Here is a 22,015-nt window from a genome sequence, read left to right as displayed (position 1 = left end):
TGCGCGACCGGGCCGCGAGCGCCGACGAGGCTCCCTTTCGCCCAACCGGTTCCATCATGACGAGCCCGCGCAATTTCCTGCTGATCGCCCTGCTGTTCATCGGCTACCTGTTCTGGATGCAGTGGCAGGAGGATTACAACAAGGCAGCGTCGACGAATGCTGCGGCGACCGTTGCCAACGGTGCCGCCGTCGCGCCAGCCGCCAGCCCCGCCGATGCGGCCGCGCCGTCACCGCCACGAGCGGACGGCACGGCCGCGCCGCCCGCCATACCGAATGCCGCTGCCGAGGGTGAGGCCAGTGCGCGTGTCGTCGTAAACACCGATGTGCTGCGTGTCGAGATCGACACCCGCGGCGGCAACGTCGTGGTCGCCGATCTGCTCGCCTATCCGCTGCAGCCAAAGGACTACGCACATCCCAAGCGCCTGCTCGACAGCAGCGACGCGAGCTTCTTCGAAGTGCAGAGCGGCCTCGTCAGCGCCGTCGGTGCCGCGCCCGACCACCAGGCGAAATTCAGCGCCGAGAAGCTCTCCTATGCGCTCGCCGATGGCAGCGACACGGTCGAGGTGCCGCTGACCTGGAGCGACGCCGGCGGCATCAGCGTGCGCAAGGTGCTCGTTTTCAAGCGCGGCAGCTACGTGATCGAGCAGCGCGAGGAAATCGCCAACCACGGCGCGACGGCATGGAGCGGCAACGCCTACCGCAGGCTGCAGCGGGTGCCTCCGGTCGTCGACACCAGCGGCATCAAGGGCTACAGCAACATCGAGCGCTATAGCTTCGTCGGCGCCGCGTGGTACAGCCCGACCGACAAGTTCCAGAAACTCAAGTTCGACGACTTCGAGAAGAAGCCGCTGCAGGTCGAGTTCGCCGGTGGCTGGGCTGCGATGTTGCAGCACTACTTCTTCGCCGCATGGATTCCCGAGCCCGCCGAAGCGGACAAGTACACCACGAGTACCTACCTTGCGAGAACCGCGCAAGGCGGCGAAGTTCGACGTTATCTGATCACCGCCCAGTCGCCGTCGATCACCGTCGCCCCGAGCGAAACGAAGATCGCGCGCGCGCGCCTGTACATCGGTCCGAAACTGCAAAGCACGCTCGACCAGGTCGCGCCGGGACTCTCCCTGACGGTCGACTACGGCATGTTCACGGTGATCGCCGAACCGTTGCATTGGCTGCTTGCGCAGTTGCACAAGCTGACCGGCAACTGGGGTTTCGCGATCATCCTGCTGGTGCTGCTGATCAAGGCTGCGTTCTTCAAGCTCAGTGAAACGCAGTTCCGCTCCGGTGCCAAAATGCGCAAGCTGCAGCCGCGCATTGCCGCGCTCAACGAACGCTACGCCGGCGATTCGCAGAAGAAGAATCAGGCGATGATGGAGCTGTATCAGAAGGAGAAGGTGAATCCACTCGCCGGCTGTTTCCCGATGCTGATCCAGATCCCGGTGTTCTTCGCGCTGTACTGGGTCTTGCTGGAGAGCGTCGAGCTGCGCCAGGCACCCTTCATCGGCTGGATCCACAACCTCACCGCGCCCGACCCCTACTACGTGCTGCCGGTCCTCAATGCGCTCGTGATGATCGCAACCACGACGTTGACGCCAACCGCCGGCATGGACCCGACCCAGGCGAAGATGATGAAGATCATGCCGGTCGCGTTTTCGGTGCTGTTCGCGTTCTTCCCGGCCGGCCTCGTGCTGTACTACACCGTCAACGGCGGCCTCGGCCTGTTGCAGCAGTGGATCATCACGCGGCGCATCGAGGCCGGCGAGAAAGCATCAGCCTGATGTGATGAACACGCGCGCCGACACCATCGCAGCCGTGGCAAGTGCGCCCGGTGCAGGCGGTGTCGGCGTGTTGCGTGTGTCCGGCCCGCTCGCCGCGACGATCGCGCTCGCGTTGTTCGGCCGCGCCCCGCGGCCTCGCCATGCCCACTACACCGCGTTCCGTGCCGGCAACGGCGAGGTCATCGATCGTGGCCTGCTTTTGTGGTTTCCGGCGCCACGGTCGTACACCGGCGAGGACGTGCTCGAACTGCAGGCGCATGGCAGTCCCGTCGTGCTGCGCCTGTTGCTCGCGCGTGTTCTCGAACTGGGGGCGCGTCACGCGCGCCCGGGCGAATTTTCCGAGCGCGCGTTCCTCAACGGCCAGATCGACTTGGCCCAGGCTGAAGCGGTCGCGGACCTGATCGCGAGCGGCTCGGAAACGGCCGCACGCGCCGCGCAGCGCAGCCTCGAAGGAGATTTCTCCGAACGCGTGCGCGCGTTGACCGAACGCGTCGTGCGCCTGCGCGTATGGATCGAGTCTGCGATCGATTTTCCGGAAGAGGAAATCGACTTCCTTGCCGACGCCGGCCTGGCCGCGCTGGTCGATGCTGCGCGCGCCGATTCGCGCACGCTGCTGGCGGCGACGCGACGCGGCGTGCGCCTCGCCGATGGGCTGCACGTCGTCATCGTCGGGCGACCCAACGTCGGCAAGTCGAGTCTCCTCAACGCGCTCTCGCAGAGCGAGCGCGCGATCGTCACCGAAATCGCCGGCACCACACGCGACGTGCTGCGCGAGACGGTCGAGCTCGATGGAGTGGCCGTCACCCTGGTCGACACCGCCGGCCTGCGCGAAGCGAGTGACGCCGTCGAGCGCGAAGGCGTGCGTCGCGCGCGTGTCGAGCTCGAACGGGCCGATGTCGCCGTCCTGGTGACCGATCGCGAACACGCCGACGAAGACGAACTCCTGTTCGATGGTACGCCGCGAACCGCCGCGCGCATCGTCGTCTGCAACAAGATCGACCTCGACGGCGAATCGCCGCGCGTAGACGTGCGGGACGGCCGCCTCCGCATCGGCTTGTCCGCACACTCGCGCGCCGGCCTCGAACTGCTCGTGGATGCGCTGAAGACGCACGCCGGCGCCGCGCGGGACAGCGACGCCGGCGCGTTCACCGCGCGCGCCCGCCACGTCAGAGCACTCGAGCACGCCGACGCGTGCATCAACGCCGCCGCCGACATCCTCGCGCAGACGCGCGCCGGCGAACTCGCCGCCGAGGAGCTGCGCGTCGCCCAGCATCACCTCGGCGAGATAACCGGCGAATACAGCAACGACGACCTGCTCGGCGAGATCTTCTCGACCTTCTGCATCGGCAAGTGAGTCCCGGATGAACCAATCCCGTGCAGGCCATGGATGGCCGATGACACGGGAACCGGCGCCTGGTGCCTTCGCAGCCGAACAGAGTCGCTGGGTTCCGGCTTTCGCCGGACGACGACAAGGCGACGGTTGAGAAACACGCGACCGATCCCAACCACAGAATGGGTCCGCTAAGGAGACGAGCATGATCGACCTGTACTACTGGCCCACGCCGAACGGCCACAAGATCACCCTTTTTCTCGAAGAAGCAGGGCTTGCCTACACGATCAAGCCCGTGAACATCGGCAAGGGCGACCAGTTCCAGTCTGACTACCTAGCGATTTCGCCGAACAACAAGATGCCGGCGATCGTCGATCATGCGCCCGCCGACGGAGGCGCGCCGATCAGCGTGTTCGAGTCCGGCGCGATCCTGCTCTATCTCGCCGACAAGACCGGGCGTTTCATCCCGCGGGATCCGCGCGGGCGCAACGAGGTGCTGCAATGGCTCTTCTGGCAAATGGGCGGGCTCGGGCCGATGACCGGCCAGTACGGCCACTTCACGGTCTACGCGCCCGAACGCATTGAGTATGCGATCGAGCGCTACACGCGGGAGGCGCAGCGTCTGCTTGGCGTGCTCGATCGCCAGCTCGCCGGGCGCCGTTTCATCGCCGGTGACGACTACACGATCGCGGACATGGCCTGTTACCCATGGATCAGTCCGTATTCCAAGGCGCCGCTCGACCTCGCGCCGTTCGCCGAGGTACGACGCTGGCAGGAAGCCATCTCACAACGAGAGGCGACGCAGCGGGCGTATGCGCGCGGTGTCGAGATCAGTCCGCCAACCAACCAGCCGCTCGGCGAGGAAGAGCGGCGCATCCTGTTCGGGCAGGGCGCTGTCACTCGCTAGAGAGTCTCCGACAACCGCCGGCTACCCCGCGAATGCCGTGTACAACGCGCTTCGCTCCGCGCCATCGAACACCGCGTCCGCGGTGGTGTCGTCCACATCGCCGCGAGTTGCGCTAGTCTGGGTCACCATCGGGGGAGGGTGAGCGATGCGGCTTTCTGACCTGTCGGTGCTCATCGTCGAGGATCATGGCTTCCAGCGCCGCGTCGCGCTGCGCCTGCTCGAGGAGCTGGGTCTCAAGCGCGTGGACGTGGCGGCGGATGGCCGCGCCGCACTTGCTGTGCTGCAGGCGGCATCGACGCCGACCGATATCGTGCTGGTCGATCTCGACCTGCCGGAAATGGATGGCATCGAGTTCATCGGTCACCTGGCGCAGCAGAAGCGCGTCGGCGCGATCGCGCTGACCAGCGCGCTCGACCCTGCCCTGCTCAACACCGTGCAGGGCATGGCGCGCGCGTATGGCCTGCGCGTGCTCGGCGTGGTCGAGAAGCCGCTGACCACGGTCAAGCTGGCCGAAGTGCTTGGCCAGTTCCACAACAACGAGGAAGACCCGGTCGCCGAACCGGACGTCGAAATCGGACCGGGCGCGTTGCGCCGCGGACTCGCCGCCGACGAGTTCGAACCGTGGTTCCAGCCGAAGGTCGCGATCAGCACCGGCCACGTCGTCGGCGTCGAGGCGCTCGCGCGCTGGACGCATGGCGGTCGCCTGATCGGACCGAGCCGGTTCGTGCCGCTGTTCGAACGCGAAGGGCTGATCGGCGAACTGACCGAACGCATGCTCGAACGCAGCTGCCGCTGGCATCGGCGCTGGGCCGATGCCGGCATGGACCTGAAGCTGTCGGTGAACGTATCGATGTTGAATCTGGTCGATATCGCCACTGCCGATCGCTATCAGCAGATCGTCATGGATTGCGGTGTGCGCCCGCGCGATGTCGTGATCGAGGTGACCGAGAGTTCGGTCATGAGCGAGGCGGCACATGTGCTGAATGTGCTCGCGCGCCTGCGCCTGAAAGGCTTCGGTCTGTCGATCGACGACTTCGGCACCGGCTATTCCTCGCTCGCGCAGCTGTCGCAGATCCCGTTCACCGAGCTGAAGATCGACCGCGGCTTCGTCAGCGGCGCGCCGGCGCAATCGCGCAAGCGAGCGGTGGTCGAAGCGAGCCTTGATCTCGCTCGCAAGTTGCACTTGACGGTCGTCGCCGAAGGCGTCGAGACGGTGGAGGAATGGCAGATGCTGGCCGAGCTCGGCTGCCAGCAGGTGCAGGGTTTCCTGATCAGCGCGGCGGTCCCGGGCGACCAGCTGCTGGCCGCGATCGCCGACTGGCACAAGCCGGATGGCGCCGGCGCAAGAACCCGATGATCCCGCTGCACCGCCGCCTGCGCATCCGCGTGCAGCTGCAGGCGTTGTTCGGCCTGCTGCTGCTGACCGGCCTCACGGTGTTGCTGCTCGACGAGTTCAACCTGCGCGCCGACATCGCGACGTTCCGCAGCGTGCAACAGCAATCGCTCTCGGGGCTGCGTCTGGCGAAATCGATCTCCGATGCGTACGGCCTCGACATCGTGAGTGCAGTCTTTCGCGTGCGCAACAACCTGATGGGCTGGGAACAGGGCATCGACGTGGTGCAGGGCGCGCGCGCGACCATCGAGCGTGACTGGAAGGAACTCGTGGCGACCGACCTGCCGCCCGAGCAGCGCCGCGTCGTCGACGAGATCGGCCATGCGCGTGTCGCCGCGGATCGTGCGGCCGGCAGGTTGCTGGATATCTTCAATGCGAAGGATATCCGCGCGCTCGGCCGCTTCGCCGATACCGAGTTGTATCCGGCGATGGACCCGGTCGCCTCGCGCCTGAAGTTCCTTGCCGATCTCAAGATGTTCGACACCGAACGGATGATCGGCGATCACCTCCACGACGCGACACGCCTCGGTCGCTGGCGCGTGCTGCTCAGCCTCGTCGCGCTGGGCGTCGTGCTGCTGGTCGGGCGCAGCATGCTGCGCAACATCTACAAGGGTGTGGAAAGCCTCAAGCATCTCGCGCGGCACGCGCGCGAACGCGGCTACGAGCCGGGCGGCTACGTGCCCGAGGGCGAGCTGGGCGAGGTGCACGAGTCGCTCATCGCGATGCGTCACGACCTGCTCCACTACGAAGCCAGCCTGCTCGAAAGCGAAGCGCGTGCGCAGGCGGCGAACCACGCCAAGTCGTCGTTCCTCGCCGCGATGAGCCATGAGATCCGCACGCCGATGGTCGGCGTCGCGAGCATGCTCGAACTGCTCGCGCGCACCGAGCTCGACGCCGACCAGCGCCAGCAGGTCGAGATCGTGCAGGATTCCGCGCAGAGCCTGCTGCAGATCATCGGCGACATCCTCGATTTCTCGAAGATCGAGGCAGGCAAACTCGAGATCAATCCGGTGCCGGTGGACCTGCGCGAACTGGTGCGCGCTTCGACCGGAAACTTCCTCGCCACCGCATCGTCGAAGGCATTGCGGCTGGAATGCAGGATCGACGAGCGCATCGCGCCGGCGCATCTCGCCGACGCCTTGCGCCTTCGCCAGATCCTCAGCAATTTCCTGTCGAATGCATTGAAGTTCACCGAGCGCGGCGAGGTCATCGTCGAGCTGGACCGGCTCGCCAGCGCTGACCGGCGCGAACTGATCGCGCTGCGCGTGCGCGACAACGGCATCGGCATCAGCACGGCCGACCAGGCGCGCCTGTTCCAGCCATTCGCGCAGGCGCATGGCAACATCCAGCGTGGCGACAGCAGCGGACTTGGTCTCGTCATCTGCCGCCGGCTGGCCGAGTTGATGGGTGGCGAAATCCACGTCGAGAGTCAGCTCGATGTCGGCACCACGATGAGTCTGGTCGTGCGCCTTCCGGTGGCCGAAGCGGCGCTGGCACGCACGCCGCCGCCGACACCAATGCCGACCCGCACTGCGCCGAGCGTTGCCGTGGCCGAGCGCCAGGGTCGCCTGATCCTGCTCGTCGACGATCATCCGACCAATCGCGCGGTGATCGCGCGCCAGCTGCAGCAGATCGGTTACGCCTGCGAGACCGCGGTCGATGGCGAGGAAGGATTGCGGGCTTGGCGCAGCGGCCGCTTCGCCCTGCTCCTGACCGACCTGCACATGCCGCGCTGCGATGGCTATGCGCTCGCCGAAGCGGTGCGCGAGAACGAGCGCAGCGGCACGCGCGCGCGCCAACCGATCATTGCGATGAGCGCGAATGTCAGCACCGAGGAAGTTGAGCGCAGCCGCGCCGCCGGCATCGATGACTTCATAGCCAAGCCGGCTCCGTTGCAACTGCTCGCCGCCGCGTTGCAGCGTTACCTGCCGCTGGACGAGGCGGCAATTGCGCGCGCGCCGGAGGTTCCGGCGTCGCCGCCGCAGGCCCTGCCCGCCGCGGCGCGTCCGGCCGTGCCGCTTGACCACGAACTGCTGCACGATTTCCTCGACAGCACGCGTCAGGATCTCGCCGCGCTCGGCGAAGCCCTGGCGCAACACGATGCCCTGCGCGTCGCGCGGGAGGCGCATCGCATCAAGGGCGCCAGCGGTCTCGTTGGTGCCGGGACGCTCGTCGCCTGCGCGGACCGCATCGAACGGACCGCGCGTGCACTGATGCTGGATGGGGTTGCTGCGGAGGTCGCCGAACTCGCCGCTGAACTCGAACGCTTCGGCGCGCAGGAGTTGAAGCCGCCCGCATGATCGAGCACGCCTTGGCGCTGCGCCTCGCCTGCGTTGTAATGGCGAGATTCACACGGAGCTACCCATGCGACCTTTCCTGCTGTCCGCCCTGCTGGTGCTGAGTCCCCTCGTGCATGCCGAACGCCTCAGCATCGAACGCATTTACGCGGACCCCGATCTCAATGGGGCGAGTCCGCGTGCGTTGAAGATCGCGCCGGACGGAATGCGCGTCGGCTTCCTGCGCGGTCGCGCGGACGACCAGAACCAGCTCGACCTGTGGCAGTACGACATCGCGAGCGGCGCGATGTCGCGCTTGGTCGATTCCGCCGCGCTCGGCGAGCACAAGGAATTGTCCGATACGGAGAAGGCGCGTCGCGAGCGCGAACGCATCGCGCAGCTGAAGGGCATCGTGTCGTATCGCTGGTCCCCGGACTCCCGCAAGCTGCTGTTCAGCGTCGACGAACGCCTGTGGCTCTACGACCTCGATGCCAAGCCGGGCATGAACCTGCGCGCACTCACTCCGGCAGGCTTCGAGGTCAACGATGCAAAGGTCTCGCCACGCGGCGGCTACGTTTCATTCGTGAGCCGGCAGAACCTGTATGTCGTCGATCTTACGCACGGCCTCAATTTCCAGTTGACGCATGACGGCAAGGCAGCGGTGCACAACGGCGAGGCGGAGTTTGTCGCGCAGGAGGAGATGGACCGCGCGACCGGCTACTGGTGGGCGCCCGATGACAGCGCGATCGCGTTCGAACGCTACGACGAATCGAAGGTCGACGAAGTCGAGCGCACCGAGGTGTACGCCGACCGCAGCACCACCGTGCGCCAGCGGTATCCCGCTGCCGGTCGCCCGAACGCGGGCGTGCGCATCGGCGTGGTCGCACCCCGTGGCGGCAAGACGCGCTGGATCGACATGGGGCGCGACACCGACGACGTCTACCTCGCGCGGGTCGACTGGCTGCCGGATGGCAAGCGCCTGAGCTACCAGCGCGAGAGTCGCAACCAGCGCCAGCTCGACCTCGTCGTGGTGGATCTCGCGACGCAGCGGCAGCGCACCGTTCTCAGCGAGAGCAGTGCGACCTGGATCAACCTGCACGACGACCTGCGCTGGCTGAAGAACGAGGATGCATTCGTGTGGGCGTCCGAACGCGACGGCCACAAGCACCTCTACGTGACCGGCCTCGACGGTCGCGTGCGCCGAGCGCTGACGCGCGGCGCGTGGGATGTCGACAAGCTGCTCGCGCTCGACGAGGAGGGTGGCAACGTCTACTTCTCTGCGGGGCGTGACGATCCGCTGCAGGCGCAGGTGTATGCGGCGCGCCTCGATGGCAGCGAAGCCGACCACGCGCGCCGCATCAGCGACGGCGAGGGTTGGCACGAGGCCGTCTTCGGCGACAACGCTGCCGCTTGGGTCGATACCTGGTCCGATCCGCGCACGCCGCCGCAGGTGTCGTTGCGCAAGCCCGACGGCAGCCGCATCGCATGGATCGAACAGAACGAACTCAAGCCCGGCCATCCGTACTGGCCGTATCGCGACAGCCTCGTCGAACCGCTGTTCGGCAGCGTCAAGAGCGAGGACGGCCAGGACCTCCACTATCGCGTGTACAAGCCGCTCGGCTTCGAGCAGGGCAAGCGTTATCCGGTCTTCATGACCTACTACGGCGGCCCCGGCCGCCAGTACGTGAACCGCGCATGGGGCGCGCATTTCGAGCAGTACATGGCGCAGCACGGCTACGTCGTGTTCGCGCTCGACAACCGCGGCACGCCGCGGCGCGGCCGGAAATTCTCCGATGCGATTTTCCGCGAGCTCGGCCAGGCGGAAGTCGCCGACCAGCTCGCCGGCGTCGCCTGGCTGAAGGCGCAACCGTATGTCGACGCGCAGCACATCGGCATCTTCGGCTGGAGCTACGGCGGCTACCAGACGCTGATGCTGCTGGCGAAGGCGGGCAAGGATTTCGCCGCTGGCGTCGCGGTCGCGCCGGTGACCGACTGGACTCTGTACGACACGCATTACACCGAGCGCTATCTCGACACGCCACAGTCCAATGCGGATGGCTACGAACGCTCCGGCGTGCTGCACTGGCTCGATGGATTGCCGGCGGACAAACTGCTGCTCGTGCACGGCATGGCCGACGACAACGTGCTGTTCGCGAATTCGACCAAGCTGATGGCGGCCCTGCAGCAACACGGCACCCAGTTCCGCCTGATGACCTATCCGGGCGCGAAACACGGATTGTCGACACCGGCGTTGAAGGTGCATGTCTACACGATGATCGCCGCGTACTTCGACGAGAAGCTAAAGCCCCGTGGATTGCCCTGATGCTGAAGTGGAGCGCCGCAAGCGCGACCGATGCCTGGCGTAGGCCGAATGGCCGTCGCAGCCGCGCCGCTCCTACCCGGCCCGCAGCTCAATGCACCCAACGCCCACCGCGCCGGCGTGGTGGCGAGGCGCCGTCTTCCGGTGTCGGGGCGCGTTCGTCGTCGGCGAGAGGATGCGTGCGCCAGTATTCGGCGACGGCGCCGACCGCGCCCGGGATCTGCGCGAGGCACTCGTCGTATTCATCGTCGCCAAGCGGCGCGAACTCGGCGTCGCTTTCGAACACGCCATCGTCGATCGCGAGTGCGATGATCGGCGACAGCAGTTCCATCAAATCCGAATCGTGGCCGAGTCGCCCCTCCCACGACGGTGCGCGCAGGTCGATGCCGCGCGAGAAACCCTCGCACCAGCCGCGCGCGGTGAACGCCGGCGCACCTTCCTCGATATCCAGTTCGCCGAGGATCGGTTCGTAGCTGCCCGTTTCCAGTTCCGGTGCGATCGCGTCGTTCAGCCGTGCGAGCAGGGTCAGCACGCGCTCGCCTTCGTCGCTGTCGACGAAGGGCTCGTGCAGGATTTCCGGCAGCCATTCCTCCGGCTTCGCCGGCGCCGGACCGATCGCCAGCGCGGTCAGGAACCCATGCACGCCGTCGAGCAGCATGTCTTCCTCACCTGCGCGCGCGCGCAGGAATTGGTCCAGTTCCTCCAGCTCGCTGTCGCTCGGCGAAACCAACCAGTCAGATGCCATCTTCGATTTCCAGTACGACGGGTGTGTGATCGGACGCACGCTCCCACGTGCGCGGCTCGCGCTCGATCGATGCAGTGCGGCAACGGCCGCGCAGCGCCTCGGAGGCGAGCACGAGGTCGATGCGCAAACCCAGATTGCGCCGGAACGCGGCCTGGCGGTAGTCCCACCAGCTGTAGTGCCCGGCCTCCTCATTGAACAAACGGAAACTGTCGATCAGGCCGAGATCAAGCAGGCGCCTGAGGGCGTCGCGCTCAGGCGTCGAGCAGAGGATCTGCTCGTGCCACGCGGCCGGGTCATGCACGTCGCGATCGTCCGGCGCGATGTTGAAGTCGCCCATCACGACCATGCGCGGGTGGCGCCGGATTTCCTCGGCGAGGAACGCGCTGACCTTCGCCAGCCAGTCAAGCTTGTAGGCGTATTTTTCGCTGCCAACGGCCTGGCCGTTGACGACGTAAAGATTGACGAAGCGCACGTCGCCGACCGTCGCGACGAGGATGCGCCGCTGCGTATCGTCGAGGCCCGGCAAATCGGTCAGCACATCCTGCACCGGCGTACGCGCAAGCAGCGCGACGCCGTTGTAGGTCTTCTGTCCGGAGAACGCGACGTGGTAACCGAGTGCCTCGATCGCCGCGCGCGGAAACTTCGCATCCTCCTGCTTCGTTTCCTGCAACGCGAGTACGTCGGGCTTCGCTTGTGCACACCATCGCTCGACGTGCGGCAGCCGCACGTTGAGCGAATTGACGTTCCAGCTCGCGATCTTCATCCGCGCATCTTAGCGTAGGGTGGGACGCCGCGCGCCGGACGTCGACTCGATGCGGCGCATTCGAACTCGACTCTGCCGCGCAGGACCGCCATCGCGCGAGGCCGAGTCCCACTACCGTTCTACGCGACAAGGCCGTAGCTGCGCAGCAGCGCATCGGCTCGTGGTTCACGTCCGCGGAACTCGACGAACGATTCGAGCGCGGGGCGCGAACCGCCGACGGCGAGGATCGCCTTGCGGTAGGCCTCGCCGGTGGCGCGGTCGAACACGCCGTTCTCCTCGAAGCGTGCGAACGCGTCCGCCGACAGTACTTCGGCCCAGAGGTAGCTGTAGTACCCCGCTCCGTAGCCGCCCGCGAAGATGTGGGTGAACGCGTGCGGGAAGCGCTGCCATGCCGGTGGCTGGATCACGGCGACTTCAGCGCGGACCTCGGCGAGGATTTCCAGCGCACGCGCGCCGCGTGCGGGATCGAACTCGCGATGGATGCGGAAGTCGAAGAGGCCGAACTCGAGCTGGCGCACGAGGAACAGGCCGGCATGGAAATGCCTTGCCGCAAGCATGCGATCGAACAACGCGTCTGGCAGGCGCTCGCCCGTCTGCCAGTGGCGCGCGAACAGGTCGAGCGCTTCGCGTCGCCAGCCGAAGTTCTCCATGAACTGGCTCGGCAACTCGACCGCGTCCCACTCGACACCGCTGATGCCGGCAACGCCAGGAAGGCCGACTTCGGTCAGCAGGTGATGCAGGCCGTGGCCGAACTCGTGGAACAGGGTGAGCACGTCGTCGTGCGTGAGGAGCGACGGCGTACTCGCCGTGGCCGGAGCGAAATTGCAGGTAAGGAACGCCACCGGCTGTTGCACCGCTGAGCCACGCTCGAAGCGGTTCACGCACACATCCATCCACGCGCCGCCGCGCTTGCCGCTGCGCGCGCAGAGATCGACATAGGCGCCGGCGAACACGCGCCCGCTGGCATCCACGAGGTCGTAGTAGCGCACGTCGGGATGCCAGGTATCGACATTGTCGCGCTGGCGCAGCGTCACGCCGAACACGCGCTCGGTGATCGCGAACAAGCCGTTGATGACCGGGTCGAGCGCGAAGTAGGGCTTGAGTTCCTCTTCGTTCAACGCATACTTCTTCTCGCGCAACTTTTCGGACGCATAGCCGACGTCCCACGGTTCGAGCATCGAGATGCCGAGTTCGGAAGCGGCGAACGCGCGCAGTTCGGCAAGTTCTCCCTGCGCGACCGGCTTGGCGCGCGCGGCGAGATCGCGCAGGAAGGCGAACACCGCGTCCGGCGAGGGTGCCATCTTGGTGGCCAGCGATTCCTCTGCGGCGTCACGGAAGCCGAGCAACTGCGCGGCCTCGTGGCGCAACGCAAGAATCCGCTCGATGCGCGCCGAATTGTCGTACTCGCCCGCATTCGGACCCTGGTCGGACGCGCGCGTCTGGTACGCGCGGTAGACCCGCGCGCGCAGCTCGCGGTCGTCGGCATAGGTCAGAACCGCCTGCACGCTCGGTTGCTTGAGCGTGACGAGCCAGCCGTCCTGCGACTTCTCCGCGGCATACGTGCGCAACACCGCGCGACCGGATTCGGGAATGCCGGCAAGACCGGCTTCGTCCACGATCGCTTCGCTCCAGGCATCGGTCGCATCGAGCACCGCTTCCTCGAATTCGGTCGCGAGCTTGGCGAGTTCGCTCGCGATCTCCCGAAAGCGCGAGCGCGCCGGCTCTTCGAGCGAGACACCGGACAGGTGGAAATCGCGCAGTTCGTGTTCGATCAGGGTGCGTGCAGCGCGCGGCAGCCCGGCGCTGTCCGCGCGCGCGGCCACCGCGTTCACCGCGGCAAACAACGCGCGGTTCTGTCCGAGCTCGCTCGCGTGCTCGACGATCTTCTCCTGCGCGGCGGCATACGCTTTGCGCAGTTCCTCCGAGTCGGCGACGCCGTGCAGGTGCGAAACCGGCGCCCAGGCGCGACCGAGGCGATCTTCGAGTTCCTCGCCGAGCAGCATCACGCGGGCGAAATCGCGTGGCGCATCCGAAGCGAGCAACGCCTCCGTGCGTGCGCGATAGTCGGCGAGGAGCGCGTCGATCGCCGGCTCCACATGTTCGGGGCGGATCGCCGAAAACTGCGGCAGGGTGGTATCGGCAAGGAGCGGATTGGCGGTAGTCATCGGGCGGGATTCGAACGGATCGGCCGGACAACGTGGCGGGTCGCGCGCCGGAAATCAAGCGTGCCGGTCGGTGCTACGCTTGGTTCTTTTTCGCGGCTCCTACCCATGCACATCCGACCTTACCAGGGCATCCTGCCGCGGCTCGGCGCGAACGCCTACGTCGATCCAGCCGCCCACCTGATCGGCGATGTCGAACTCGGCGACGACGCTTCGCTCTGGCCCGGCGTGGTCGTGCGCGGCGACGTGCACCACATCCGCATCGGCGCGCGCACGAATGTGCAGGACGGGTCGATCCTGCATGTGACGCATGCGGGCGAATACACCGACGACGGCTTCCCGCTGCTCATCGGCAGCGATGTCACGATCGGCCATGCCGCGGTCGTGCATGCATGCACGATCCACGACGCCTGCCTGATCGGCATGCACGCGACCGTACTCGACGGCGCGGTCGTGCATCGCCACAGCATGATCGGTGCGGGCGCACTCGTCGCGCCCGGCAAGATCGTCGGCGAAGGCGAACTGTGGGTCGGCAATCCCGCGCGCTGCGTGCGAAAGCTGTCCGCGCAGGAGATCGAGCGGCTGTACTACTCGGCGCAGCACTACGTGCGCCTGAAGGACCGCTACCTCGCGCAGAGCGCCTGAGCGACCGGCACCGCCTCAACCACCTTCGGCCTCCACGGGTTCGGCCAGCAGCGACATGCCGGCCAGCGCGAGCAGCAGGACGATCGCCGGTGCCGGCAGTTGGCCACCGATCCAGTCGCGCCAGCCGAGCTGAGCCACGGCCGTGGACGACGGGTTCGATGCGCACGCCCCGCTCCGGTCGATTCAGCGCGGGCGCGTTGCCGAGTCCAGTTCGGCGAGGTAGTGCAAGGCCTCGTTGCGGTCGCCACCGCACATCGACGGCGAGGGTCGCAGCGACGCGCACACGTCGGGTCGCTCCTGCCTGCCGAAGATCGCACAGCGGAAATCATCGCCGAGTTGCACGCACGGGATGCCGGCCGGCTTGCCATGCGGCATGCCCGGAATCGGCGAGGAAATCGACGGCGCGATGCAGCAGGCGCCACAGCCGGCGCGGCATTCCATTTCAGGCTTCCGCGCGCAGTAGGGCATGGACCGGCGTCGTATCGGGTGCGCACCCGTGCCAGAGCGCGAACGACTCGGCGGCTTGTTCGACCAGCATGCCGAGTCCGTCGAGAGCGACTCGCGCGCCCGCAGCGCGCGCGGCCGCAAGAAATGCGCGTGCCGCCCCGCCGTAAGACAGGTCGTAGCACGCGGTGGGCGTTGCTTCGGCCGCAAGCGGCCATGCGAAGACGTCGCCCGCATGGCCGGCCGAGGTCGCGTTGACCACGATATCGAACGTCGGCTCGCGTTGCAGCGCGTCCCGGTCGCAGGTGCGCGCCGGTGTACCGAGCGCAACGGCGAGGGCCTGTGCGCGCGTCGCGGTGCGATTCATGACGACGAGTTCGCGCGCACCGGCGTCGGCGAGCGCGAATGCGGCCGCACGCGCGGCGCCGCCGGCGCCGAGGAGCAGCACGCGCACCCCCCGCGTTTCGATGCCGTGACGTGCGAGATCGCGCAGCAAACCGATGCCGTCGGTGCTGTCGCCATGCCATTCATCGCCCGCGCGTGCCAGCGTGTTCACGCTGCCGCAACGACGTGCGCGGTCCGACAATTCCGAGCACAGCGCGGAAGCATCCTGCTTGAGCGGCAGGGTCACGTTTGCGCCGCGCCCTCCATCGCGCGCGAACGCAGCCAGCGCCGACGCGAACGCACCGCGACCTGCCTCGATCGCGCGATAGTCGAGGTCGATGCCAAGCTGTGCCGCGAACGCAGCGTGGATGCGTGGCGACAACGAATGCGAGATCGGCTGGCCAAACACGGCGTAACGAGTCATGACGTCGGGGAAGGCCTGAGCACACGAAGGAAAGCAGAAGATTCATCACTCCGGAGAAAGCCGTAATCCGGTTCCTGCCGGAAGGGCCGAAACCCGGATGCCGGCTATTGCCGGGATGACGACTTGAGATGCAGGGCTTCCATTTCACGGGCTGCCCTGTGTTTCAGATGCTAACTGCGCAGCCATCGCGCGGCATCGAGCGCGAAGTAGGTGAGGACCGCGTCGGCGCCGGCGCGGCGGATGCCGGTCAGGGCTTCGAGTACGCAGGCGCGCTCGTCGAGCCAGCCATTGGCGAATGCTGCCTTTAGCATCGCGTATTCGCCGCTGACCTGATAGGCGAGGGTCGGCACGCCGAAGCGCTCCTTCACGCGGCGCACGATGTCGAGATACGGCATCGCCGGTTTCACCATCACCATGTCGGCGCCTTCTTCGAGGTCGAGCGCGATCTCGCGCATCGCCTCGTCGGAATTGGCCGGATCCATCTGGTAGGTGTACTTGTTGCCTTTGCCGAGCGTGCCGGCCGAGCCGACTGCATCGCGGAACGGGCCGTAGAACGCCGAGGCGTACTTGGCCGAATAGGCGAGGATGCGCGTGTTGATGTGGCCGTCGACTTCGAGCGCGGCGCGGATCGCGCCGATGCGCCCGTCCATCATGTCCGACGGCGCGACGACATCGGCGCCGGCCTCAGCATGCGAGACCGCCTGGCGCACGAGCGCCTCGACGGTCGCATCATTGACGACGTAGCCGTGGTCGTCGACGAGGCCGTCCTGGCCGTGGGTCGTGAACGGATCGAGCGCGACGTCGGTGATCACGCCGAGCTCGGGAAACGCTTGTTTCAGCGCGCGCACCGCGCGCTGCGCGAGGCCGTCGGGATTCCAGGCCTCGGCGGCATCAAGCGATTTCGCCTCCGGCGGAGTCACCGGAAACAGCGCCAGCGCGGGAATGCCGAGCTCCTGTGCCTGCCCGGCGATGCGCAGCAGTCGATCGATCGACACGCGTTCGACCCCCGGCATCGAGGGTACCGGCTCACTGACGTCGCGGCCCTCGCGCACGAACAGCGGCAGGAGCAGGTCGGACGGGGCAAGGTCGGTTTCGCGCATCAAGGCGCGCGAAAACGCGTCCCGGCGCATGCGGCGAAGGCGGGTGTGCGGGTAGGACATCGTGGTAATCCGGCGCGCCAGTTCAGGGAATTGCACATTGTACGGCGCGGGACCGCGAGGCCGGACGACAGGATGTGGTGCGGGTTTTCGCGGCGCAGCACGAAAAACTGTTAAGCAATCGTTAGTAGTGGGGCCGGTATCGTGGTCCAGTGCGTTCGTCGATTCCTTTGCTGCACCGTTTTTGCGGTTTCCAAGAGATAAGAACGTGGTTTCCCCGATCCTGTTGGCCGCCGTGTGCGGAATGATCCTGCTGTCCCTGGCCTGCGTGCGGCGCATCCCGCATGGTCAGGTCTATACCCTGCGCAACCGCAGCGGTCGCATCCGCACGGTCGGTGAAGGCGTGCATCTGGTGCTGCCCCTGCTCGAGCGGGTCGCGCACAAGATCAATCTTGCGGGCTCGACGGTCGCGGTCAACGATCTGCGGCGTGGCGAGCGCGACTACCGCGCCTTGGTGTATTTCCAGGTGGTCGACCCGCAACAGGCCGACGTGGTGATCGATGATGTCGAGGGCCTGCTGCGTGTGACCACGCGCCGCCTGTTCGACTATGCCGTGCTGCCCGACGACACCGATGCGCGCCGCCGCTGGCTCAAGCAGTCGCTCAACAGCGAGCTGCGCGAGAGCGGCCTGCTGGTTGCCCGGATCGATCTCGCCGCCGCAGCCTGAACCCGGCGGCGGTGGATTTTGCCCGCGCGCGCGCCGATACTGCGCGGCCCCGTCTCGTTGCGACCGCCATGTCTGACCGCGATCCGCGTCGGCAGCGCCTTCGCGCCGGCCTCGCCGCGCTGCCCCTCGACCTGCCTGATGCCGTGGTCGAACGCCTGCTCGACTACCTCGACCTGCTGCATCGCTGGAACGCGACCTACAACCTGAGCGCGATTCGCGATCCGGCCGAGATGGTCACGCGCCATCTGCTCGATTCGCTTGCGGTTGCTCCATACGTGACGGGCGCGACACTGGCCGATCTCGGGACCGGTGCCGGCCTGCCGGGCATCCCGCTCGCGCTCATCGCACCCGAGCGTGCAGTCGCGCTGGTCGATTCAAACGGCAAGAAGACGCGTTTCCTGCGTGCGGCGGTGCGTGAACTCGGACTCGCCAACGTGCGCGTGGTCGAGGGCCGGGTCGAATCCATCGAGGGGCGCTTCGACTGCATCACCGCGCGTGCGTTCGCGAGCCTCGCCGACATGCTGGCCTGGGGCGGCCACCTGCTGGCCCCGGGCGGGCGCTGGCTGGCGCTGAAGGGGCGCTTTCCCAAGGACGAGCTCGACGCGCTGCCGGCGGGTTTCACGATCGAGGCAGTCGAGTCGCTCGCGGTCCCCGGTTTGGACGCCGAGCGACACGTGGTCATAATCAGCGGTTCCGGCGCGGGCGCGCCGGTTGGACCGGAACGGGTGGCACGAGCATGACGCGCATCATCGCGATCGCGAACCAGAAGGGCGGCGTCGGCAAGACCACGACCGCGGTGAACCTGGCTGCGGCGCTGGCCGAGAGCGGGCGGCGCGTGCTGCTGATCGACTTCGATCCGCAGGGCAACGCGACGATGGCGTCGGGCGTCGACAAGCGCGCCGCCAAGCCGAACGGCTGCGAGGTGTTGCTCGACGAGGCGCCGATCGAGCGCGCGATCGTCGCGACCGAAGGCGGTTTCGACCTGCTGCCCGGCAACGGCGACCTTACCGCCGCCGAACTCAAGCTGATGGATGCCCTGGCGCGCGAATCGCGCCTGAAGGAGCAGATCGCCAAGCTCGGCGACCGCTACCAGACGGTGCTGATCGATTGTCCGCCGACCCTGCATCTGCTGACCATCAACGCATTGACCGCCGCGCATGGCGTGCTGATCCCGGTGCAGTGCGAGTACTTCGCGCTGGAGGGCCTGACCAGCTTGCTCGACACGATCAAAGCGGTGCGTATGCGCTTGAATCCCGCCCTCGAGGTCGAAGGCCTGCTGCGAACGATGTACGACGCGCGCAACAACCTCGGCAACGAAGTCTCGCTGCAGTTGACCAAGCACTTCGGCGACAAGGTGCTGCGCTCGATCATCCCGCGCAACATCCGCCTCGCCGAAGCGCCGAGCCATGGCCAGCCGATCAACCTGTACGACCGCGAATCGCGTGGCGCAGTCGCGTATCTCGGGCTCGCGGGCGAAATGCTGCGGCGCGAACACGGCACCGCGGCTGCCACGCACTGAAATCGGGAAAGTTCGGCCAGGACGGCCGCGCTTTGCTTTCGCGATCATGGACGAGCGCACGAGGAAAACCATTCATGGCAGCGAAGAAACGTCCTTCCAGTCTTGGCCGCGGTCTCGACGCCCTGCTCGGCGGCGGCGATGCGCCCGCCGCCCCCGAAGCCGAAGGCGAACTGCGCACGCTCGAAATCGCCGCGATCCAGCCCGGCAAGTACCAGCCGCGCCACCACTTCGAGACGGAACCGCTGGACGAGCTGGCTGCATCGATCAAGGCGCAGGGGCTGATCCAGCCGATCATCGTGCGTTCGATCGCGCCGGGTCGCTACGAGCTGATCGCCGGCGAACGCCGCTGGCGCGCGGCGCAGAAAGCCGGGCTGGTCGAGATTCCGGCGCTGGTGAAGGTCGTGCAGGATCAGGCTGTCGTCGCGATGGCGCTGATCGAGAACATCCAGCGCGAAGACCTGTCGCCGCTGGAGGAAGCACAGGCGCTGTCGCGGCTGATCGCCGAATTCGGCCTGACCCACCAGCAGGCCGCAGATGCGGTCGGGCGTTCGCGAGCGGCGGTGTCGAACCTGTTGCGTCTGCTCGAACTGCCGGCCGAGATCAAGCGCCTGCTCGACGACCGCGAACTCGAGATGGGCCATGCGCGCGCGCTGGCGACCTTGCCGGAGAAGCGCGCGGTCGCGCTCGCGTTCGAGGCGGTCGAGAAGAAATGGTCGGTGCGCGAACTCGAGGACGCGGTGCGCCGCGCCGACGGCGGCAGTGTCGCCAAGCCCGCCAAGCCCGCCGCGAAGGCGGACCCGAACATTGCGGCGCTGGAACGCGATCTCGCCGAAAAACTCGCGACGCGGGTCAAGCTCGCGCATGCGCGCAACGGGCGCGGCAAGCTGGTGATCCACTACCACAGCCTCGACGAGCTGGACGGCATCCTCGAACGGATCCATTGAGGACGGCAACCCGACGGCGCGATTCCGGTACCCATGGGTACCACCCCTGGGGAGTACCGCCATGCGCCGCATCACGCTCGCCGTTGCCTGCCTGAACCTTTTTGCCGTCGTTCCCGCGTTTGCCGCCGACCATGTCGTGATCGCGCGCAACGGGCCCGGCGGGCGCCATTACGACCCATCGCCGCTGACGATCGCACCCGGCGATACGGTCACGTTCAAGAACGACATCGCCGGACTGGGCTTCCACAACGTCACCTCCGACGACGGCGCCATCACGTCGTTCCACTGCTCCGACGCCTGCGGCGCCAGCCCTGCCGGCAACCCCAGCGGCAACGCCTGGAGCTCGACCGTCGCGTTCCCGAGCGAGGGAACGATCGGTTACTACTGCGAGGCGCACGGTGCGAGCGGCGGCATCGGCATGTCCGGCATCATCATCGTAGCGAGTACGCCATTCGCCAGCGTGGATCCTGGTTCGATCAGCGCGAGTGCCGAAGCGGGCACCTCGACTGCCAGCACGTTCTCGATCGCCAACAGCGGCAGCGCCGCACTCGACTGGACGGTCGACAGCTCATCCGCCGATTGTGTTGCACCCGCCGCGGTGCCGTGGCTGCAGCTCGCGCCGCTCTCAGGCTCGATCGGCGCAGGCGGTGTCGGCGCAACGGTCGATGTCACCCTCGACGCGACCGGACTGACAGCGGGCGCGTACAATGCGAACATATGCGTGCACAGCAACGACGTGGCGCACGACCCATTGACGTTGCCGGTCAGTTTCACTGTCAATACTCCCGACCTGATCTTCCAGAACGGCTTCGATGGGTGATCCCCCCGCATGACGGAGGTTGCAAGCCAGGACGGCAAACCCCGGTCTGTTGCTTCGGCGGTCAATCGCCAGCAACAGTTCGAGGCACTCGTGCGCGCTCATTCGGGCGAACTCTACCGCTACGCGTACTGGCTTTGCGGCCAGGACGCGCTCGCCCAGGACCTGGTCCAGGAGACCTTCCTGCGCGCGTGGCGGGCGCTTGATGCATTGCGTGACGACGTCGCCGCGAAGGCATGGCTGGCGACGATCCTGCGTCGCGAACATGCACGCCTGTACGAGCGCAAGCCGATGCCGACCACCGACATCGGCGATCTCGACCTCAGCGACGACGCGCCGAGTCCGGAACAGCTCGGCGAAGACTCGGTGCTGCGCGCGGCGATCGCGAAACTCGAACCGAAATATCGCGAGCCGCTGGTGCTGCAGGTGCTTGGCGGATTTTCCTGCGGCGAGGTCGCGGCGCAGCTCGGCATCACGGAGTCGGCGGTCATGACCCAGGTATTCCGCGCACGGCAGAAACTGCGCGGCCTGCTCGACGGCAAGGAGACGGAGGCGGTGTTGCATGGACTGCCTTGAGTTCCGCCGTCGGCTCGGCAGCGAGCCGCAGGTCGTCGATGCCGCGGCGCAGGCCCATCTGGCCGGCTGTGCGGGCTGCGCCGCTGCCACCACCGCCGCGCAAGCCTTCGAGGCGCGCCTTGCGAATGCGCTCGCGGTCGCGGTGCCGGGCGACCTGGCGAACCGCATCCTCGCCGCGCAACGCGCGAACCCGGTCGAAACGAAGCAGCCGCGCCGCCGGCTTGGCTGGATCGCGCTTGCGGCGGCCGCGAGCCTGCTGCTCGCGTTCGGCGTCGTGCGCTACCAGCGTGCGGCCCAATCGTTGCCGGACCTCGTCGCGGCCCACGTGACGGCTGCGGAAGAACACGCGGCGCTGGCCTTGCAGACGCCGGTGCCGATGGTCGATGTCGAACAGGCGTTCGCCGATCGCGGCGTCAAACTCGCCGATGTGCCGCCGCAGGTCGTCTATGTCGCCGAATGCGGCATCGGCCGCTGGCCCAGCGTGCACATGGTGAGCGCCGGCGAGGGCGGCCCGGTCAGCGTTGTTTATGTCGTGCGCGAGCGCGCCACCGCCAGCAAGGATTTCCGGCGTGACGGCCTGGTCGCACGCGAAGTGCCGATCGCGGACGGCACCCTGTACATGCTCGCGCAATCGGGCCAGCGCTTCGACGCGCTCGAACACGCCTGGCGCGACGCGCTCGAGGGTTTGCCGAAGGTCGCTGCCGGCAGCCTCTGAGGCTGGAGCCTGGGGGAAGCGGTTCGCCGCGGCAATTACGCGCAGCTGCGTC

General features: G+C 67.1%; 21 protein-coding genes. 14 read left to right on the top strand and 7 right to left on the bottom strand.

Annotated features, from left to right (window positions below):
• Nucleotides 1–56: 56 nt before the first annotated feature.
• The 6 genes from yidC to ACILRJ_RS01835 all read left to right on the top strand — a co-directional run bounded on the left by yidC (nucleotide 57) and on the right by ACILRJ_RS01835 (nucleotide 10,004).
• Nucleotides 57–1,775 (top strand): membrane protein insertase YidC, encoded by a 1,719-nt coding sequence (gene yidC, locus ACILRJ_RS01860; protein WP_395679786.1) that lies wholly within the window; start codon nucleotides 57–59, stop codon nucleotides 1,773–1,775.
• A gap of 4 nt (nucleotides 1,776–1,779) precedes the next feature.
• On the top strand, nucleotides 1,780–3,129 hold the full coding sequence (gene mnmE / locus ACILRJ_RS01855; protein WP_395679784.1) for a tRNA uridine-5-carboxymethylaminomethyl(34) synthesis GTPase MnmE: 1,350 nt from the start codon (nucleotides 1,780–1,782) through the stop codon (nucleotides 3,127–3,129).
• Nucleotides 3,130–3,310: 181 nt separating this feature from the next.
• Nucleotides 3,311–4,012, top strand: a complete 702-nt coding sequence (locus ACILRJ_RS01850; RefSeq protein WP_395679782.1) for a glutathione S-transferase N-terminal domain-containing protein — start codon at nucleotides 3,311–3,313, stop codon at nucleotides 4,010–4,012.
• Between the two features lie 145 nt (nucleotides 4,013–4,157).
• Entirely contained in the window at nucleotides 4,158–5,369 is a 1,212-nt protein-coding gene (locus tag ACILRJ_RS01845; protein WP_395679780.1) for an EAL domain-containing protein, read from the top strand.
• Nucleotides 5,366–7,705, top strand: a complete 2,340-nt coding sequence (locus ACILRJ_RS01840) for an ATP-binding protein (RefSeq protein WP_395679778.1) — start codon at nucleotides 5,366–5,368, stop codon at nucleotides 7,703–7,705. The genes ACILRJ_RS01845 and ACILRJ_RS01840 overlap by 4 nt, the downstream gene beginning before the upstream one ends.
• 64 nt (nucleotides 7,706–7,769) lie before the next feature.
• A complete protein-coding gene (locus ACILRJ_RS01835; protein WP_395679776.1) occupies nucleotides 7,770–10,004 on the top strand; it encodes a DPP IV N-terminal domain-containing protein in 2,235 nt (744 codons plus the stop codon).
• Between the two features lie 88 nt (nucleotides 10,005–10,092).
• Here ACILRJ_RS01835 and ACILRJ_RS01830 read toward each other — a convergent pair whose 3' ends face one another.
• The 3 genes from ACILRJ_RS01830 to ACILRJ_RS01820 form a co-directional block, all read right to left on the bottom strand.
• Entirely contained in the window at nucleotides 10,093–10,746 is a 654-nt protein-coding gene (locus ACILRJ_RS01830; protein ID WP_395679774.1) for a YecA family protein, read from the bottom strand.
• Complete coding sequence (gene xth / locus ACILRJ_RS01825; RefSeq protein ID WP_395679772.1) at nucleotides 10,736–11,509, bottom strand: exodeoxyribonuclease III; 774 nt, start codon at nucleotides 11,507–11,509, stop codon at nucleotides 10,736–10,738. The genes ACILRJ_RS01830 and xth overlap by 11 nt, the downstream gene beginning before the upstream one ends.
• 119 nt (nucleotides 11,510–11,628) lie before the next feature.
• On the bottom strand, nucleotides 11,629–13,674 hold the full coding sequence (locus ACILRJ_RS01820) for a M3 family metallopeptidase (protein WP_395679770.1): 2,046 nt from the start codon (nucleotides 13,672–13,674) through the stop codon (nucleotides 11,629–11,631).
• A 105-nt stretch (nucleotides 13,675–13,779) separates the two neighbouring features.
• Between ACILRJ_RS01820 and ACILRJ_RS01815 the strand changes: the two genes are divergently transcribed.
• Nucleotides 13,780–14,316 carry a gamma carbonic anhydrase family protein gene (locus ACILRJ_RS01815; protein ID WP_395679768.1) on the top strand — a complete coding sequence of 179 codons (537 nt, stop codon included), beginning with the start codon at nucleotides 13,780–13,782 and terminating at the stop codon, nucleotides 14,314–14,316.
• 15 nt (nucleotides 14,317–14,331) lie between these two features.
• On the opposite strand, the gene ACILRJ_RS01810 is transcribed toward ACILRJ_RS01815, so the two are convergent.
• The 4 genes from ACILRJ_RS01810 to hemB all read right to left on the bottom strand — a co-directional run bounded on the left by ACILRJ_RS01810 (nucleotide 14,332) and on the right by hemB (nucleotide 16,728).
• Nucleotides 14,332–14,454 carry a hypothetical protein gene (locus ACILRJ_RS01810; protein WP_395679766.1) on the bottom strand — a complete coding sequence of 41 codons (123 nt, stop codon included), beginning with the start codon at nucleotides 14,452–14,454 and terminating at the stop codon, nucleotides 14,332–14,334.
• A 45-nt stretch (nucleotides 14,455–14,499) separates the two neighbouring features.
• A complete protein-coding gene (locus ACILRJ_RS01805) occupies nucleotides 14,500–14,757 on the bottom strand; it encodes a YkgJ family cysteine cluster protein (RefSeq protein ID WP_395679764.1) in 258 nt (85 codons plus the stop codon).
• Between the two features lies 1 nt (nucleotide 14,758).
• Nucleotides 14,759–15,568, bottom strand: a complete 810-nt coding sequence (gene aroE / locus ACILRJ_RS01800; RefSeq protein WP_395679762.1) for a shikimate dehydrogenase — start codon at nucleotides 15,566–15,568, stop codon at nucleotides 14,759–14,761.
• A gap of 170 nt (nucleotides 15,569–15,738) precedes the next feature.
• Nucleotides 15,739–16,728 carry a porphobilinogen synthase gene (gene hemB / locus ACILRJ_RS01795; RefSeq protein ID WP_395679760.1) on the bottom strand — a complete coding sequence of 330 codons (990 nt, stop codon included), beginning with the start codon at nucleotides 16,726–16,728 and terminating at the stop codon, nucleotides 15,739–15,741.
• A gap of 241 nt (nucleotides 16,729–16,969) precedes the next feature.
• Here hemB and ACILRJ_RS01790 point away from each other — a divergent pair, with 241 nt between their 5' ends.
• The 7 genes from ACILRJ_RS01790 to ACILRJ_RS01760 all read left to right on the top strand — a co-directional run bounded on the left by ACILRJ_RS01790 (nucleotide 16,970) and on the right by ACILRJ_RS01760 (nucleotide 21,963).
• A complete protein-coding gene (locus tag ACILRJ_RS01790; RefSeq protein ID WP_395679758.1) occupies nucleotides 16,970–17,392 on the top strand; it encodes a hypothetical protein in 423 nt (140 codons plus the stop codon).
• 68 nt (nucleotides 17,393–17,460) lie between these two features.
• Nucleotides 17,461–18,132, top strand: a complete 672-nt coding sequence (rsmG, locus tag ACILRJ_RS01785) for a 16S rRNA (guanine(527)-N(7))-methyltransferase RsmG (RefSeq protein WP_395679757.1) — start codon at nucleotides 17,461–17,463, stop codon at nucleotides 18,130–18,132.
• Entirely contained in the window at nucleotides 18,129–18,911 is a 783-nt protein-coding gene (locus tag ACILRJ_RS01780; RefSeq protein ID WP_395679754.1) for a ParA family protein, read from the top strand. Before rsmG ends, ACILRJ_RS01780 begins: the two co-directional genes overlap by 4 nt.
• Before the next feature lie 74 nt (nucleotides 18,912–18,985).
• On the top strand, nucleotides 18,986–19,855 hold the full coding sequence (locus ACILRJ_RS01775; protein WP_395679752.1) for a ParB/RepB/Spo0J family partition protein: 870 nt from the start codon (nucleotides 18,986–18,988) through the stop codon (nucleotides 19,853–19,855).
• Between the two features lie 61 nt (nucleotides 19,856–19,916).
• A complete protein-coding gene (locus tag ACILRJ_RS01770; RefSeq protein WP_395679750.1) occupies nucleotides 19,917–20,675 on the top strand; it encodes a BACON domain-containing protein in 759 nt (252 codons plus the stop codon).
• Nucleotides 20,676–20,684: 9 nt separating this feature from the next.
• Entirely contained in the window at nucleotides 20,685–21,248 is a 564-nt protein-coding gene (locus ACILRJ_RS01765) for a sigma-70 family RNA polymerase sigma factor (RefSeq protein ID WP_395679748.1), read from the top strand.
• Nucleotides 21,235–21,963: a DUF3379 family protein gene (locus ACILRJ_RS01760; protein WP_395679746.1), complete on the top strand. Its 729-nt coding sequence runs from the start codon at nucleotides 21,235–21,237 to the stop codon at nucleotides 21,961–21,963. The genes ACILRJ_RS01765 and ACILRJ_RS01760 overlap by 14 nt, the downstream gene beginning before the upstream one ends.
• Nucleotides 21,964–22,015 lie beyond the last annotated feature (52 nt).

This window comes from Dokdonella sp., assembly GCF_044227025.1.
Lineage (GTDB): Bacteria > Pseudomonadota > Gammaproteobacteria > Xanthomonadales > Rhodanobacteraceae > Dokdonella_A.
This window is presented reverse-complemented; position numbering and strand designations above follow the sequence as displayed.